A 14,881-nucleotide genomic window follows, 5' to 3' on the forward strand; every position below is an offset into this window, starting at 1 on the left:
GGTTGTATGGATAAACCGGAAGTCCGATTTTGCTGGGATATGAGCATCCGAAAGAGGTTTATTGTCAGACTGCCGGAATTCATGAAATACTGTGGGCATCCAGAACAACAAGCGACCCAGTAGCACGGCAGTAAAAAGCATCACGTGATATGGATTCCGCTGGGGATGGATAGAGTTAAGGCTAGGGGATCATAAATACACCATTAAAGCCTGCAAGGGCGAAGGGGATGGAAAAATGACAGTGAACGTACATCAAGGAGTTCTGAAGAAAGCAATCGGGATCGGATTAACCGCAATAATGGGCGTTTCTCTGCTAGCAGGCTGTTCCAATGATTCTAAAAACAACACAGCATCCGAGGGTGCCCCAGCCGGCGAAAGTGCCAAGCGCGTTACATTAAAGGTGGAAGTGTTTGACCGCGGCAACAGCCCAGCCCCTCATACCATTACCAATAACTACTTAACTAAACTAGTGCAGGAAAAGTTCGGAGATCCGAATAACATTGATGTAGAATTTGTACCTATCCAGCGTTCTGAGGAAGTTACCAAGCTGAATGTTTTGATGGCGAGCAATACGGATGTGCCCGATATCGTATTTACGTATGATTCCAGTGTGTTTTATCGGTATGCCCAGCAAGGTGGCTTGACTGATGTCGGAGAAATTCTCGATGAATATGGCCCGAATCTGAAAAAGTTTATTGGCGAGGATACGCTGGCGTTCGGCCAGCTTGAAGGTCAGCAGTATGCGATCCCTGGTAAACGGGCGATCACAGGCCGTTATAGCTCCTACATCCGTCAGGATTGGTTAGATAAATTAGGACTGCCTGTGCCAACGACGACCGATGAGCTGTACACTACTTTGAAAGCGTTTAAAGAAAAGGATCCGGGCAATCTCGGCAGCAAAAACATCCCGATGGGCATGGCACTGGCACCAGCCCAATTCGAGACGTTGATTTTCTCTTTCATGAAGCCGATCAGCGGCGATCTGACCTACAGCCAACGTTATGAGCTGCCGCTGCATGAGGGCTTTAAGGATGCCCTGCAATTTCTTAATAAGCTCTACAATGAAGGGATGATCAGTAAGGACTTCAGTCTGGACGAGGATAAAACACAGTTGGCCAAGGATATCCAGAACGGCAATGTAGGCTACTGGTCGGAGGATGTGGATGTCTTGTTCTATGCCGATGGTACCCTGGATAATCTCTACAAAAATGTAGAGGGAAGCAAGGTGCTGCCGGTAGACGTCTTAACCAACGCCAACGTTGATAACAAGCACATTAAATCCCGGTATGCCTCCAACGGCATGTACATCATGATTCCGAAGAGTAGTAAACGCGCCGTGGAAGCCGTTAAGTATCTCGATTGGATGGCTTCGGATAATAATCTGATTGATATCCAAAATGGCGTTGAAGGTGAAAACTACGACCTGGTAGACGGTATTCCAGTGGCCAAAACAGATGTTTCCCAGGAGTTCGCCGATCGTCTATTTAATGCTGGCGACATGGCCATTATCTCCAACGGCAAAAACATCGGTGATCAGGCCACTAATGAAAAAGCATGGGCGCTGGGCTTTCCGGAACGTAACCGGGAGATGCTGACTCAATCTATCGCTATCGCCAACGCTGACACGGTGGGGCCGCTCGTCTTCGGCAAGCCGATAGAAGCGGAATCGCAATATGGCACAACGCTCAAAGATAAGCTCAACGTAATTATTGTAAAGACGGCAATGGCCAAACCAGAGCAGTTTGAAGCGGTTTACGAGCAGGAAATGAAAGATTACATGACTTTGGGCGGAACCAAGCTGAAAGAGGAACTGGAGAAGTCGTTTAAGGAACTTTCGGCTCAATAAACAAATATATAGTGAAAACCGGGGGGAGATGGTGCTGCGCTCCACCCGGTTTTTCTCCTTAGGAGGAAAACGACTTGAGCAAAGCGACATACTTTAGACGGTATTGGCAATTGTACGCGCTGCTTTCGCTGCCTATTATTTATTTCCTGATCTTCCGCTATGGTCCGATGTATGGTGTGCAGATTGCTTTTAAGGATTTCAATTTGTTTCAGGGGATTGGAGGCAGCGAGTGGATTGGCTTTGATGCGTTCCGCGAGGTTTTTGGAATGAGAGAGTTCTACACCACCTTGCGCAATACCTTTATGCTGAATTTTCTGGATTTACTTGTCTCTTTTCCGGCTCCGATTATCCTGGCGATTATGCTGTTCGAAATTCGTTCGGTGTGGTTCAAGAAAATATCGCAGACGATTTTGTATATCCCCCACTTTATTTCCTGGGTGATCATCGGGGGGATCGTATATCAATTGTTCGGCAACCAGTCCGGTATGGTGAACGGTGTGCTGGAGAGCTTAGGCCTTACTCCCATCCCGTTTCTGACTGAAAAAAATCCGTGGCTGATCACTTATTTATTCACAGGCGTCTGGCAAAGTGCCGGTTGGGGGACTATCCTTTATCTGGCGGCGTTAACCGGTGTCAACCGAGAGCTGTTTGAAGCTGCTGAAGTGGATGGAGCGACAAGGCTGAAGAAAATCCGCTACATTACGCTTCCTAGCATAAAACCAACCATCGTGACGCTGCTTATCCTCAATCTGGGAAAGATGGTCAGCATCGGCTTTGACCGCCCTTACATTATCGGTAACACTGCTGTGCGTGAGTATTCTGATGTGCTCAGTACCTTTGTGTACCGGGTGGGTCTAGAATCCGGACAATATACGTTGGCTACTGTAGTCGGATTGTTCCAGGCCGTGGTGGGACTGGTGTTTATTTTTGGCTCCAACTATATTTCGAAAAAAGTGACCGGAGACGGTATTTTATGATAAAGAAAGAAGGAGGCGGAGTGCTATGAGTGAACGTACCTCAAACCGGATATTCGATATCGTCAATATAACGTTTGTTGCCTTGTTCGTTTTGTTCTGCTTGGCTCCGTTTTTGCATGTGATTGCCGTGTCGCTTAGTTCCAACCGGGCAATTACTTCTGGAGAAGTAACGATCTTCCCCATTGAATTGAACTGGAATGCATACATTAATGTTTTTTCCAATAATGCGATGATCCGCTCTCTTGTCTTTACGGTTATTCTGACGTTTGCCACAACGGTGCTGTGTATGCTTTTCACTGTCGCAGCAGCTTATCCGCTGACCAAAAGAAAATTGAAGGGCCGTAAATTTTTTATGTATCTGATCGTTATCACTATGTTTTTCAGCGGCGGTATTATTCCTGAATATTTGTTGATCCGTGATTTGCATTTGATTAATTCGGTCTGGTCGCTTATCCTGCCAGGTCTGGTCAGCCCCTTTAACCTGATTATCCTGATCTCCTTTTTCAATAACATCCCTGCCAGCCTGGAGGAATCGGCCGAAATCGATGGCAGTTCCCATCTTCGTACCCTGATGAGTATTATATTGCCGCTATCCATGCCGGTTATGGCCACATTGGCGCTTTTCTACGCAGTGGGAAGGTGGAACGGCTTTCAGGATTCTTTGATGTATATCAATAATCCGGATTTGTATCCGCTCCAGCTCAAGCTGTTCCAGATGGTGCAGAACAACATGGTATCCGAACTGACACAAATGGAAGGTGCCAACCGGACCCCACTGACACCAGAGAGCCTAAAAGCGGCCACCGTTATCTTTGCAACAGTACCGATCCTTGCCGTATATCCATGGCTGCAGAAATATTTTGTCAGCGGTGTAATGCTTGGTGCCGTAAAAGGTTGAACCGTAAGCTGTAACAAGGGAGGAGAACATAATTATGGAGGACAAAGGCATATTTTCGTTCTCAACTTGCTGGAACATTAAGCGTCATTCCATCGGCAGTGAAATGCTGCGGGAAATCCGCGATCTGGGCTTTCAGCGAGTGGAGCTGAACTATAATGTGACTAAGGAAATGCTGGAAACGATCGAGCCGATGCTTGAGCGGGGGGAGATGGGGATCTCCAGTGTCCACAACACCTTCCCGCATGTGCAGGACTCCGATTATGGCACAGATTCCGTGCTGCTAGGTTTTGAGGATGAGGAGAAGCGGCAGCGGGCGATTGAGCTGCTGATTGGCTCGGCTAAGTACGCTCAGCGTTACGGAGGAGAAGCTGTTGTTGTGCATCCCGGTGAGGTACCCTTTCCAAATGATATCAGCAAAGAGCTGGAGCAGATTTATAACGGAGAGGGTAGAGATTCTAACGCTTATCGCAGCAAATGGGCGGAACTGATGGAGCGGCGGGAAGCCTATAGCGCCGGCTATGTGCAGAAAATTATTGAAAGCCTAGATGAAGTATGTAACCGGGCAGTTTCTGAGGGGCTAAACGTACGCTTTGGTATCGAAACACGTTCCAAACCGCAGCAGATTCCGACGCTTGCGGAAGCCAAAACGATTATTAAGGCGCTAAAAGGAGCACCTGTGGGCATATGGTATGACACCGGGCATGCCATTATGATGGACCGTTTGGGTTTGTACGACAGTGTGGCGGAAATGGAAGGTCTGATGGATGATATTGTAGGTGTTCACATTCATGAGACCATCGGTCTGTCTGATCACTGGTGCCCTTATGTAAACAGCGGGAATATGGAATTCTATGATGCTTATCTGCCGATGATTGAACGGGCGGGGGTCAAGGTGTATGAGCTGAAGGCAGCTTGCCAGCCGGAAGAAATTGCTGAAAGTCATCGGCTGCTTATGGCCAAGTTAGCGCTTAGAGGGCAGGTCTGATGTTGAACGATGAAGACCGTAGGTTAGCTATGAAGTATGCTCCGCGCTTATTATTCGATCAGAACGAGCCATTTTTTCCGGTACGTCTCGGTATAACGGTGATGCGGCAGGAGGAGGAGTCTCCTTCCTTCCGGCGCCGTCTAGCTGTGAACCATCCGGATGTGCTGGCCGTTGTGGAATACGCGATTTATTACGATTATGATATTCAGCATTTATATGATCTGGAGCATGTGTGGGTTTACATCGGTAGAGACGGGGAAGTGGTGGATGCCGAAGCGAGCTTTCACGGGAAATTCCTTAAAGTGCTGCTGCGCGGGGGCAGCAATCTAAGCGGGACACGGGTAGATCTATATGTCCAACCCGGCAAGCATGCTCTTGCCCCGTTTCCTGAAGTCTTTGAGCTGTTACCGGGATTCGCATCCAGTACACAGGATGGAGCAGGTGCGGAGGGTCTGATTTATGGCGACTTTTTTCACGGCATTCTGGCGTCCGATGGAGAAACTGACCGTCTTGTCCACCGTTATCTGCAAACCTGCCGGTTCACGCCTTCCCTGTCCTATTCGTGCTGGGAATATGCGGACCGGGAGGAATTGTTCGTTTCTTGGAATCAACTGTTCACGGAAATTCCTGAACGTATCCGACAAGAGCTGGCGCGGCTTCAGCTCCTGTTACCACCCAGACATTGAGCAGATTGTTAACATGGAGGGAAGTATAATGTACAAGCAACTGGTAGCCAGTAATGATAGAGCGGCAGTGGAGGGATTATCCCGGCAGGTGCTTGATCCGACGAGCCGCTATTATGGAGGGACAATAGATCCGGGTACTGGCGTTGCCTGGGTTAATCATACGACCGGCACACCAACCGATATGTGTTATTGGGGAGCGGCTCTGGTTAACCCGGATTCCGCATTCTACCGTGATGAGCTGCTGCTGGCCCGCCTGCTGCTGGCGACGGAGTTCGTGCTGCGTGCACAACATGAGGATGGCTCGATCTCTCCGGGCTGGACGAACTATCATTCTCCCCCGGATACAGCCTTTGTCATCGTCGGCTATGCTCAGCTATACCAACTGTTGGCGTCGCAGGATTGGGCGCCACTGCAACAGGTGCTTGATAATATGCTCTTGTTTCTTAAGCGAACTATTCCCGTCATGCTTACAGGGGGCTGTCACACGCCGAATCATCGTTGGGTATTGTGTGCAGCACTGGGATTTCTGCATGAACTGTTCGGACTGGAGGAGGCTGTCCAACGGGCGGAACAGTGGTTGGCGGAAGGGATGGATATTACACCTGATGGAGAATGGACGGAGCGCAGCAACGGTATTTATAGTGCGGTCAGCGACATCATGCTGATTCATGCCGCTCGTCTGCTGGATCGGCCGCAGTTGCTGGAGCCAGTTCGTCTGAATTTACACATGATGGTCTATTTGGTGCATCCTAAGGGCGAAGTTGTGACCGATTATTCTGGACGCCAGGATCTGGGGAGCTTTCACGACCTGTCTCCATATTATTTACCGTTCGCTATTCTGGCCCGTTCCGATAAGGAGCCATTGTTTGCGGGGATGGCCGAATGGGCAGGCAGAGCACTGGAAAATCCGGGGGTCTGCTCTGTCAACGTACTTGTACGTATGCTGCTGGAGCCGGAGCTTCAGCAACCTTTTGAAGATTCGGCAGCTCTGCCTGTAAAATATGAGAAAATACTGAACGGCGATTTTCCGCGACACGGCTATCTGCAGGATATGGAGAAGTCCGGCCATCAAGGGCGAATTTACCACAGCCGGCTGCATACTGATTTCGGAGCACCGGTTGCGCGCTACAGGGACGGGAACACTAGCGTGACCTTAATCACGGAGACGCCGTCTTTTTTTGCACTCCGTCACGGTGCCGTCAGGCTGCTTGCAGTGCAACTGGCTTCTTACTTTAATCCGGGATATGTCCCGATGCAGAAAATGATCAAACTACCTGACGGATACCACCTGTCAGGAGAACAAAAGAAGGGTTATTACGGTCCTGTAGAAGGTGAACTGCTTCCGCAAACATCTGGGGAGCCAGTAAGCCCTTGGTATCTGCTACCGCATCAGAGCCGCGCACTTACGCATGAACAGACATTCGGCGTGGAGACGGAGGTTCAACGCACGGACAGAGGGTGGACCCTCCGGTTGCATGCTGAGGAACCTACAGAGGTTATGACACAGCTGTCTTTTATTTTTGGACGTGAAGGATGTTTCACATCGGGTGAATTGCAGGCTGTCGGAGAGGACCATTATCTCTGGAACGGCGGTAACCTCCGCTATAGTTGTGAAGAGGACTGGATTGAACTGACAGGGGGCGAGCTTGGCCATCTGGCGGCTACGGTGCGTGAGGCGAAGCTACAGGATAACTGCAAGGCGGTGTTGGTCAATTTTATGACCCCGTTCGATAAGACGATTACGATCACTCTATCTCCTTCCATGATAAGAGAGTAACCTTTGCAACAATTTACAATTTAGCAGACGTTGACGTTACACCTCAGTCTTAGAATAATAAGCCTTATTAAAAAACCTTCCATTAGAAGCAAACCTGGAGTTATCAGGTCTAATGGGAGGTTTTGTTATGCATCTGCTAAGCATAGACTCACCAGATTTTAACCGTGCATAATGGTATAAGTAAGAAATCCGGGGGCACCAGCCGTCAGAAATTCAAACATTCTCCGAAGCCGTGACTGTCAGCTTTTATAAAATTTCCTTTAGTTTGGTTTACATAGGCACTTTTTTCGGTGGTCAAGTGTTATAGAGATATAAAGGTTAAGGAGGTGCTTACATCGCCACAGGATTCGCTAGACTCGACAGAGTTGGAAGAGCTAATCGTTAGGATTCAAAAGGGAGATTCCGAGCAGTATGCTTTAATTGTCAGGTCATTCCAAAAGCCGATCTATCGATATTGCTATCGTTTGTTAGAAAACAAGCAGGATGCGGAGGACGCGGTTCAGGATATTTTGGTAAAGGGTTATCAATCTATCCGGCAATACAAATCGCAAATGCATTTCTCGGCATGGCTCTATCGTATCGCATATCATCATTGCTTAAATCTGCTGCGCAGGCGTCGTCTGCATAAGCAAGTCATGCGTATTTTTCGTCCGGAAGTACTGTCTGCAAGTCCTGAACAGGAGCTGGATGCTCGGTTGTACAGTCCTTCATTGTCTGCAGCTTTAGCGCGATTGTCGCTTGAGGAGAGAAACATACTTATTCTGCGGGTGTTTGAGGAACAAACTTATGCTGAGATAAGTGAGATTCTAGGGGTCAGTCCCAATGCGCTAACTAAAAGAATGAATCGGATCAAGCTAAAGGTTCAGGAAGCTATGAAGTCAGAGGAGGAGATCATATGGAAAGAAACAAAATCAGCAATGAATACCAAGATATAATTTATGCCTCGGCGGGCAATGAACTTTTGGATGAGGTAGATGTAGAAGATAAGGTCATGGGGCGTATTACTGGCATAACAGGTCGAAAGCGATCGTTCTCGCTGAGGGTGATGAATAAAACAACGGCAGTGGCCAGTATGTTAACGCTGTTTCTGCTGATTTCTGTGACTGCGTATGCTGCGTCTGAATATATCCAAATCCGCAATAGTGAAGGAGTAGTGAAGGTCCAACATGTTGCGCCGACTGAATCTGCAGAAAGGGCTTCTTATGATAAATATGCGCAGCAAGCAGAAGAGTTCGCTAAACCGGGTGAATTGATCGCTTATCTTGTGAAAAATAAAGCAGGTGCAGCAGGCTTGGCGACAGAATTGCAGTTTAAGTATAAAGAGCAGCGGATAGATGCGTATTCTGATTTTTTAAAAGAAATCAAAAGAACAGGGGCGCCAATGCTTCCCAAAACGGCAGCGGGGTACGCTTTTAAATATGGTGTAATCCATCCTAATTCTCCGACTACGGATACAGCTAAGCCAGGTTCTCTGTATAAGGAAACATTAAATGATCTTACCGCTCAGGCAAATAAGGACAAGGGGACCCGCAATTTGTTTATGAAGGCTATACCGTGGTCCGAGCCAGGGGCGCTAAGTGTAACTTATTCGAAGAACAATGCTTTTATAGGGATCTCAGCAACGCTCATGCATGGCGGCAAGGTTTTCGTGGAACAAACGCCTGAGAATCAAGTTAATAAGCTCACAGTTGCAGGGACAGAAGTTATCTATAACGAGGTAGTAAGGGAAGAAGTCAGCTATGATTATCTGAACTGGTATAACGAGAAGCAGGATGCGTATTATACACTCACCAGCTATGGAGATAAGATTTTGACCCAGGAGCAATTTTTACAGCTGGCTGAGGAGCTATTGAAGTAGAGTTTTGAAGTTTGAGGTTTGAGGTTTGAAGTTTGAGGTTTGAGGTTTGAAGTTAGTAGTTAGTAGTTAGTAGTTAGTAGTTAGTAGTTAGTAGTGCGTAGTGCGTAGTGTGTAGTATGTAGTTTGAAGGTGCATGCGCTAAGTTAGTTGTATTATGTGCAATTAAAGTTCACCAATAGCTGTATATAGGCCCTTTAGTTGTACTTGATGCAGCTATTACTGGTTAGATTAGTGGAAATAGACGTTTTTACGGATTTTAGTTGTAGAGAATGCAATTAGAGAAGAGGCTATGAGCGGATCAGAAATAAATAAGTGTATAAAATACAGTTAAATCGTATGCAGGGAAGGCAGCAATTGGATTCAGATATAAAAGAAGGTATCCCCAAAGCGAGAGCTGTAGGGATACCTTCTTAATATTCTTATATCTTCGAAAATTCGAAGAGCGTTAGCCTTCTAGCAGTAGTGCTTCCGGATCTTCCAGCAATTCCTTCACTTTGACCAGGAAGCTTACCGCTTCAGAGCCGTCAACGATCCGGTGATCATAGGAAAGGGCGATGTACATCATTGGACGGTTTACGGTTCTTTCTTCGTCCAGCGCGATCGGACGTAATTGGATCTTATGCATCCCTAGAATACCCACCTGTGGTGTATTCAGAATCGGTGTGGATAACAAGGAGCCGAATACGCCACCGTTGGTGATGGTGAATGTTCCGCCTTGCAGCTCGGAGAGGCTGAGCGTATTGGCACGTGCTTTGGAAGCGAGCTCGCCAATCTGGCGCTCGATTTCCGGGAAGCTGAGCCGATCCGCATCACGGACTACGGGAACTACAAGTCCTTCTTTCGCTGCAACAGCAATACCGATGTCGTAGAATTTCTTAACGACCAGATCTTCACCGTCGATTTCGGCGTTCAGCAGTGGATAGGTTTTAAGCGCACCGATCACGGCTTTGGTGAAGAAGGACATGAAGCCTAGTCCAACTTCATGTTTCTCTTTAAATGCATCCTTGCGACGCTTGCGGATGTCGAGGATCGCTGTCATGTCCACCTCGTTGAAGGTGGTAAGCATGGCCGCGGTCTGCTGCGCTTCGACCAAGCGGCTGGCAATCGTGAGCCGTCTGCGTGACATGCGCTTGCGCTCCACGTTTTTGCCCTCGTCCGGCGTGGCTTTGCCCGCTGCCGGCTTCGCTGGCTCCGGCTTGCCTTGCGGCGCCGGAGCTACCGGTGCAGCGGCCTGCGGCGCTGCTGCACCATGACCGGACACATCGGCCTGACCAATCCGGCCGATAGGATCACGGGCGCTAACCTCGCCGAGGTCGATGCCGCGCTCCCGTGCCAGCTTGCGTGCGCCCGGCGATGCCAATGCAGCATGGCTGTCGCCACCTGCTGCAGGCACTTCGGGCGCAGCTACAGGCGCGGCGGCTGCTACTGCGTTGCCGCCTGCCGGAGCCGCTTTAGGCGCTTCGGCTTCGCTTGCAGCGGCCCGCGGCGTACTGCCGCTTGCGGCTCCAATGATGCCGATGGCTTCGCCAACGGCTACGTTCTCGCCCGCTTGACGCAGGATGGTGGAGATGACACCCTCCACCTCTGCACTAATTTCCAGATTGACTTTATCCGTTTCCAGCTCAGCGAGCACATCGCCTTGACCTACCGTGTCGCCTTCTTTAACCAGCCATTTGTAGATGGTTCCTTCGGATATGGATTCTCCCAGATCGGGTACTAAGATTTCTGACACAGGCCGTTTCCTCCCCAAACATAATGGTTTACGCTATTGTGATACCGTCCTCTTAAGAGGACGGTACAGCCGCTTGTACGTTCGAATTTGATTTTAGGGCTTCTGTTACAATTCTACGTTGTTCGAAGCTATGCACATCTGCATAACCACTGGCCGGGCTGGAACGTTCCGGACGGCCGATATATCTTACGCCGGCATTTTTCGGTGCGATGGCGCGTAACCGAGGCTCACTATAGCTCCAGCCGCCCATATTTTTCGGCTCTTCTTGCACCCAGACAATTTCCTGAAGGGAGCTGAAGGAGTTTAAATGTTCGCTTAGCTCCTGTTCCGGGAACGGATAAAGCTGCTCTAGGCGAAGAACATGCAGCCATGACCAATCCTTATCCGGTGCTGCTTCCAGTTCTGTTTGGATGTCGATAGCGACTTTACCGCTGCAGACTACGAGCCGTTTAACTTCACTTGGTTTCTGGCCAAGCAAAGATTCAGCTAATACAGGCTTGAATTGTCCTGAAGCCAGCTCGGTTCCGGCAGAAGTGCTGCGCGTATTCCGAATGAGACTTTTCGGCGTCATAATGACTAGCGGTCTAGCATCTTCCTGCCCGCATAACGCTGCTTGGCGCCGCAGCAGATGGAAATATTGCGAAGCGGTAGTCAGGTTAGCGACCGTCCAGTTCTCCTCAGCGGATAGCTGCAAGAACCGTTCCAGCCTACCGCTGGAGTGCTCAGGTCCCTGTCCTTCGTAGCCATGCGGCAGCATGATGACGAGATTGCTGCGCTGTGTCCATTTGGCGCGTCCAGCGGCAATGAACTGGTCAAAAATAACCTGACCCGCATTGGCGAAATCACCATACTGTGCTTCCCAGATTACGAAGGTTTCCGGTGCAAACACATTATAACCATATTCAAAGCCTAATACTGATGCCTCTGACAATGGACTGTTGTATACGCCAAAGGAGGCACGGGAATCGCTTAGCTGATGTAGCGGAGAGAATAAATCTCCTGTTTTACTGTCGTGCAGCACCAGATGGCGATGTGCGAAGGTTCCGCGCTGGGCATCTTGACCGCTCAGTCGGATGGGCGTTCCATTTTTCAGAATGGTAGCGAAGGCTAATGTTTCAGCCAGTGCCCAGTCGACCTTTTCACCCTCATTCAGTGCATCTTTACGACGTTGTAAAATGCGCTCCAGCTTCGGGTAAACCTGGAATCCAGCAGGAACCGTCAACAGTTCACGATTGATCTCCTGCAGGCTGGAGATGGATACCGCTGTAGTGTTTGCCGCTGCGCGGTCCGTTTGTAGAGGAATGAAGGCTTTGGGTTCTTTTTTCTTATGATTGCCTTCCTTCATAGTATCGTACGCACGCTGCAATACGCTTTCTGCTTCAGCATTCATCTTTTGTACGTCTTCGGCGGTAAGAACCTTTTCGTTTTTCAGTCTCTCTGCATAAACCTTGTAGACGGTTGGATGATTGCGAACCTTGCCGTAGACAATAGGTTGTGTGGTTTCAGGATCATCCATTTCGTTGTGACCATGACGGCGGTAGCCGATGAGATCAATTACGAAATCTTTTTTGAATTGATGGCGGTATGCGCTAGCTAAACGTACAGCTGCTACGCAGGCCTCTGGGTCATCAGCGTTGACATGGACTATTGGGATTTCATACCCTTTGGCGATGTCACTCGCATAATGCGTAGAACGGGAATCTTCACTTTCAGTCGTAAAACCAATTCGGTTATTAACAATGATATGGATCGTCCCACCATTTTGATAACCTTGAAGTTTGCCGATATTAAGCGTTTCTGCAACAATTCCTTCACCTGGAAAAGCAGCATCGCCATGCATCAGCACCGCCATAGCTTTACTGGTATCAATCTTCGGCAGTCCTGCAGTGCTCCGATCTTCTTGTGCGGCACGAGTGAAACCTTCCACGACAGGATTGACGAATTCCAAGTGACTTGGGTTATTCGCTAGTGTTATTCTTGTGCGTACGGTTTCTCCTTCACGGACAGCACGGTCTGCACCGAGATGGTATTTCACATCACCTGTCCAACCATAGTTAATGCCTGTGGAGCCTTCGGAAGGGAAAAGCTCCTTGTTCGGAGAATGATGAAACTCTGAAAATATGATATCATAAGGTTTGCCCAAAATATGTGCAAGAACGTTGAGGCGGCCGCGATGCGCCATGCCCATCAAAATATGCTCCGCACCGTCATGTGCAGCAGCACGTACGATTTCATCTAACATCGGCACAAGAGCATCATTGCCTTCAAGACTGAAACGCTTCTGACCTACAAAAGTCTTGTGGAGGAAGGTTTCAAATTGCTCTACCTGAATCAGGCGGTTCAGGAGCTCTTTGCGTTCTGTATTATTTAGGGGTGCTGGTGAGCTGGTGGATTCTGCCTGTCTATTTAGCCATTGCAGTTCTTTTTCTTCATGCACATGCCCGAATTCATAGGCGATAGTCTTGGTGTATGCCTGACGCATACGTTGCACGGCATCCCATCCGGTATGCACATCATTCGGCGCATTTTCCCATATAAGCGTGGCAGGCAGTGCGATCAGGTCTTCGCGGGTCAGCCCATAGGTTTCAAGTTCAAGATATTTTGCCATGGGATTCTGATCGCGTACCAGCGGATCAATTTCAGCGGCCATATGGCCATATATACGAATATTGGCGATTAGCTTGGAAGCTCTTACTGCTTTTCTAAGCCATTCGGTGTCTCCCGAGATGCGCGGCTGAGGAGCCGGTTCGCTATCCGGAGTTAGGGGAGGAGGTCCCGAATTTGTAAAAAGCTCGCGATAATTATTTTCTACGGTGGAGGGATCTTTCACAAACTGTTCATATCTTTCTTGAATGTAGCCTAAATTGGGTCCGTAATACTTACTCCAAATGGATTCGTTATAGGGCTCTTTGGCTGCCATGAATACATCCTCCTTAACGGATGAACTCCATACGTGACATTTTGTGTCAACGCTTACTGGAGCTGTGATGATTGCGGTTTCATTTCTCATCTTATTGTGCTACTTTCGGCCACTGTAATCAATTCATTCTTTCGTCCAATACGTTCGCAAAATGGTATGGGTTAGCTTGTTCTAATGAAAAGAAGGGTGTTTCTTCTCATTACCCATTCTAAAGGCCTATTAAAATGATTCTATTATCCTTATTTTTAACTATTAGGTCAGTAAATATTTATTTTGCTAGTACAATTTATTTTATGTAACGGACGAGTATCGTGATAATCGGACAAGATCTTTGAAAAAAAATCTTTTATTTTTCGTTTTTAAAATAGAAAGTAACCAGGAATCGACACACTTTTCCGCTTTCTTTTTGTATAATGTTATTGCAGATAGTAATTTTATAGTTTTTTAAGTAGATCCTTTCGTGAAAAGGGTCCAGTAAAAGGTAAACTTGCCGAAAGGCAGGGGCACAAAGTCGCGGGTCTAAGGTAGAGATACTATGACAGCCGGATTGCCTGGGGACGTAAAATCTTAGGGGGAGATTTTTTGGAAAAGTCCAACCAGGGTAGCAACAGAGAACAGCAGTTTATTGATCTGGATCAAGAGTGGGTACATTTATTATTAGCAGCTAAGAAGGCTGGCATTAAGGCAGATGAAATCCGCCAGTTCTTTCATGAGAAAACTGTGCAGATCGTGCAGTAATACATTAGAGGGGTTACATATCGAAAAAGGGCACAGCGGTTCTTCGCTGTGTCCTTTTTCGATATGATTTAGTAGAAGAGAGGATCGTACCAGATTAGTAGGAAGTATTAATCCTTTTGATCGAGCTTCCATTTCTGATAGTCCAGAAATTCTTTGAATTCGCGTTTGCTAATGCCTGAGTCCATAGCTTCCTGCACCAATCGGAACCATTCCGAATCTAAATGTGATTCCTCTGCATCATTGGGTTCTCCATAGAGTAGGGCATGAATGGATACCTGAAGCGCGTCAGCGATTTTTTCGATAAACTGGATGGATGGATTGGATTGGATGTTTCTCTCCACGTTGCTAAGATACGACTTAGCCACATCTGCTCTGTCCGCAAGCTCAGATAGGGAGAAACCCTTGTCTAGGCGGAGCTGCTGGATACGTTGGCCCATATTCTGTGGCACTATGCTGACGCCCCT

12 protein-coding genes and 1 riboswitch are annotated in these 14,881 nt (G+C 48.1%); of the genes, 9 read left to right on the forward strand and 3 right to left on the reverse strand.

Annotated features, from left to right (window positions below; all coding sequences use genetic code 11):
- Positions 1-235: 235 nt before the first annotated feature.
- From MHH89_RS23915 to MHH89_RS23950, 8 genes are all read left to right on the forward strand, one after another.
- The gene (locus MHH89_RS23915) at positions 236-1,846 is read left to right on the forward strand and encodes an extracellular solute-binding protein (protein WP_076124659.1); all 1,611 of its coding nucleotides are present in this window, start codon (positions 236-238) and stop codon (positions 1,844-1,846) included.
- Positions 1,847-1,920: 74 nt separating this feature from the next.
- The gene (locus MHH89_RS23920) at positions 1,921-2,823 is read left to right on the forward strand and encodes an ABC transporter permease (RefSeq protein WP_038568353.1); all 903 of its coding nucleotides are present in this window, start codon (positions 1,921-1,923) and stop codon (positions 2,821-2,823) included.
- Positions 2,824-2,848: 25 nt separating this feature from the next.
- The gene (locus MHH89_RS23925; protein WP_038568356.1) at positions 2,849-3,721 is read left to right on the forward strand and encodes a carbohydrate ABC transporter permease; all 873 of its coding nucleotides are present in this window, start codon (positions 2,849-2,851) and stop codon (positions 3,719-3,721) included.
- A 34-nt stretch (positions 3,722-3,755) separates the two neighbouring features.
- Positions 3,756-4,706 (forward strand): sugar phosphate isomerase/epimerase family protein, encoded by a 951-nt coding sequence (locus MHH89_RS23930; protein WP_076282351.1) that lies wholly within the window; start codon positions 3,756-3,758, stop codon positions 4,704-4,706.
- Positions 4,706-5,392 carry a hypothetical protein gene (locus tag MHH89_RS23935; protein ID WP_076282350.1) on the forward strand — a complete coding sequence of 229 codons (687 nt, stop codon included), beginning with the start codon at positions 4,706-4,708 and terminating at the stop codon, positions 5,390-5,392. Before MHH89_RS23930 ends, MHH89_RS23935 begins: the two co-directional genes overlap by 1 nt.
- A 28-nt stretch (positions 5,393-5,420) precedes the next feature.
- Positions 5,421-7,169: a hypothetical protein gene (locus tag MHH89_RS23940; RefSeq protein WP_076282349.1), complete on the forward strand. Its 1,749-nt coding sequence runs from the start codon at positions 5,421-5,423 to the stop codon at positions 7,167-7,169.
- A gap of 326 nt (positions 7,170-7,495) precedes the next feature.
- Complete coding sequence (locus tag MHH89_RS23945) at positions 7,496-8,104, forward strand: RNA polymerase sigma factor (RefSeq protein ID WP_076282348.1); 609 nt, start codon at positions 7,496-7,498, stop codon at positions 8,102-8,104.
- Positions 8,065-9,027 carry a hypothetical protein gene (locus tag MHH89_RS23950; protein WP_076282347.1) on the forward strand — a complete coding sequence of 321 codons (963 nt, stop codon included), beginning with the start codon at positions 8,065-8,067 and terminating at the stop codon, positions 9,025-9,027. The genes MHH89_RS23945 and MHH89_RS23950 overlap by 40 nt, the downstream gene beginning before the upstream one ends.
- A 445-nt stretch (positions 9,028-9,472) precedes the next feature.
- Here the strand turns inward: MHH89_RS23950 and odhB are convergent, their stop codons facing one another.
- Positions 9,473-10,759 (reverse strand): 2-oxoglutarate dehydrogenase complex dihydrolipoyllysine-residue succinyltransferase, encoded by a 1,287-nt coding sequence (gene odhB, locus MHH89_RS23955; protein WP_076124648.1) that lies wholly within the window; start codon positions 10,757-10,759, stop codon positions 9,473-9,475.
- 52 nt (positions 10,760-10,811) lie between these two features.
- A complete protein-coding gene (locus MHH89_RS23960) occupies positions 10,812-13,679 on the reverse strand; it encodes a 2-oxoglutarate dehydrogenase E1 component (RefSeq protein ID WP_076185640.1) in 2,868 nt (955 codons plus the stop codon).
- Between the two features lie 470 nt (positions 13,680-14,149).
- A riboswitch (cyclic di-GMP riboswitch) is annotated at positions 14,150-14,234 on the forward strand.
- A gap of 27 nt (positions 14,235-14,261) precedes the next feature.
- Here MHH89_RS23960 and MHH89_RS23965 point away from each other — a divergent pair.
- Complete coding sequence (locus tag MHH89_RS23965; RefSeq protein ID WP_232061118.1) at positions 14,262-14,417, forward strand: anti-repressor SinI family protein; 156 nt, start codon at positions 14,262-14,264, stop codon at positions 14,415-14,417.
- A gap of 107 nt (positions 14,418-14,524) precedes the next feature.
- On the opposite strand, the gene MHH89_RS23970 is transcribed toward MHH89_RS23965, so the two are convergent.
- A complete protein-coding gene (locus MHH89_RS23970) occupies positions 14,525-14,854 on the reverse strand; it encodes a helix-turn-helix domain-containing protein (RefSeq protein WP_036682795.1) in 330 nt (109 codons plus the stop codon).
- Positions 14,855-14,881: the final 27 nt, after the last annotated feature.

This window comes from Paenibacillus sp. FSL H7-0323 (assembly GCF_038002725.1).
In the GTDB taxonomy this organism is placed as follows: Bacteria; Bacillota; Bacilli; order Paenibacillales; family Paenibacillaceae; genus Paenibacillus_AQ; species Paenibacillus_AQ odorifer.

What these genes read in the sequence shown, in the direction of transcription:
- MHH89_RS23925 (WP_038568356.1), top strand. Translation starts at nt 2,849, where the DNA reads ATGAGTGAACGTACCTCAAACCGGATATTCGATATCGTCAATATAACG.
- MHH89_RS23930 (WP_076282351.1), top strand. Translation starts at nt 3,756, where the DNA reads ATGGAGGACAAAGGCATATTTTCGTTCTCAACTTGCTGGAACATTAAG.
- MHH89_RS23950 (WP_076282347.1), top strand. Translation starts at nt 8,065, where the DNA reads ATGGAAAGAAACAAAATCAGCAATGAATACCAAGATATAATTTATGCC.
- MHH89_RS23970 (WP_036682795.1), bottom strand. Translation starts at nt 14,854, where the DNA reads ATGGGCCAACGTATCCAGCAGCTCCGCCTAGACAAGGGTTTCTCCCTA.
- MHH89_RS23940 (WP_076282349.1), top strand. Translation starts at nt 5,421, where the DNA reads ATGTACAAGCAACTGGTAGCCAGTAATGATAGAGCGGCAGTGGAGGGA.
- MHH89_RS23915 (WP_076124659.1), top strand. Translation starts at nt 236, where the DNA reads ATGACAGTGAACGTACATCAAGGAGTTCTGAAGAAAGCAATCGGGATC.
- MHH89_RS23935 (WP_076282350.1), top strand. Translation starts at nt 4,706, where the DNA reads ATGTTGAACGATGAAGACCGTAGGTTAGCTATGAAGTATGCTCCGCGC.
- MHH89_RS23960 (WP_076185640.1), bottom strand. Translation starts at nt 13,679, where the DNA reads ATGGCAGCCAAAGAGCCCTATAACGAATCCATTTGGAGTAAGTATTAC.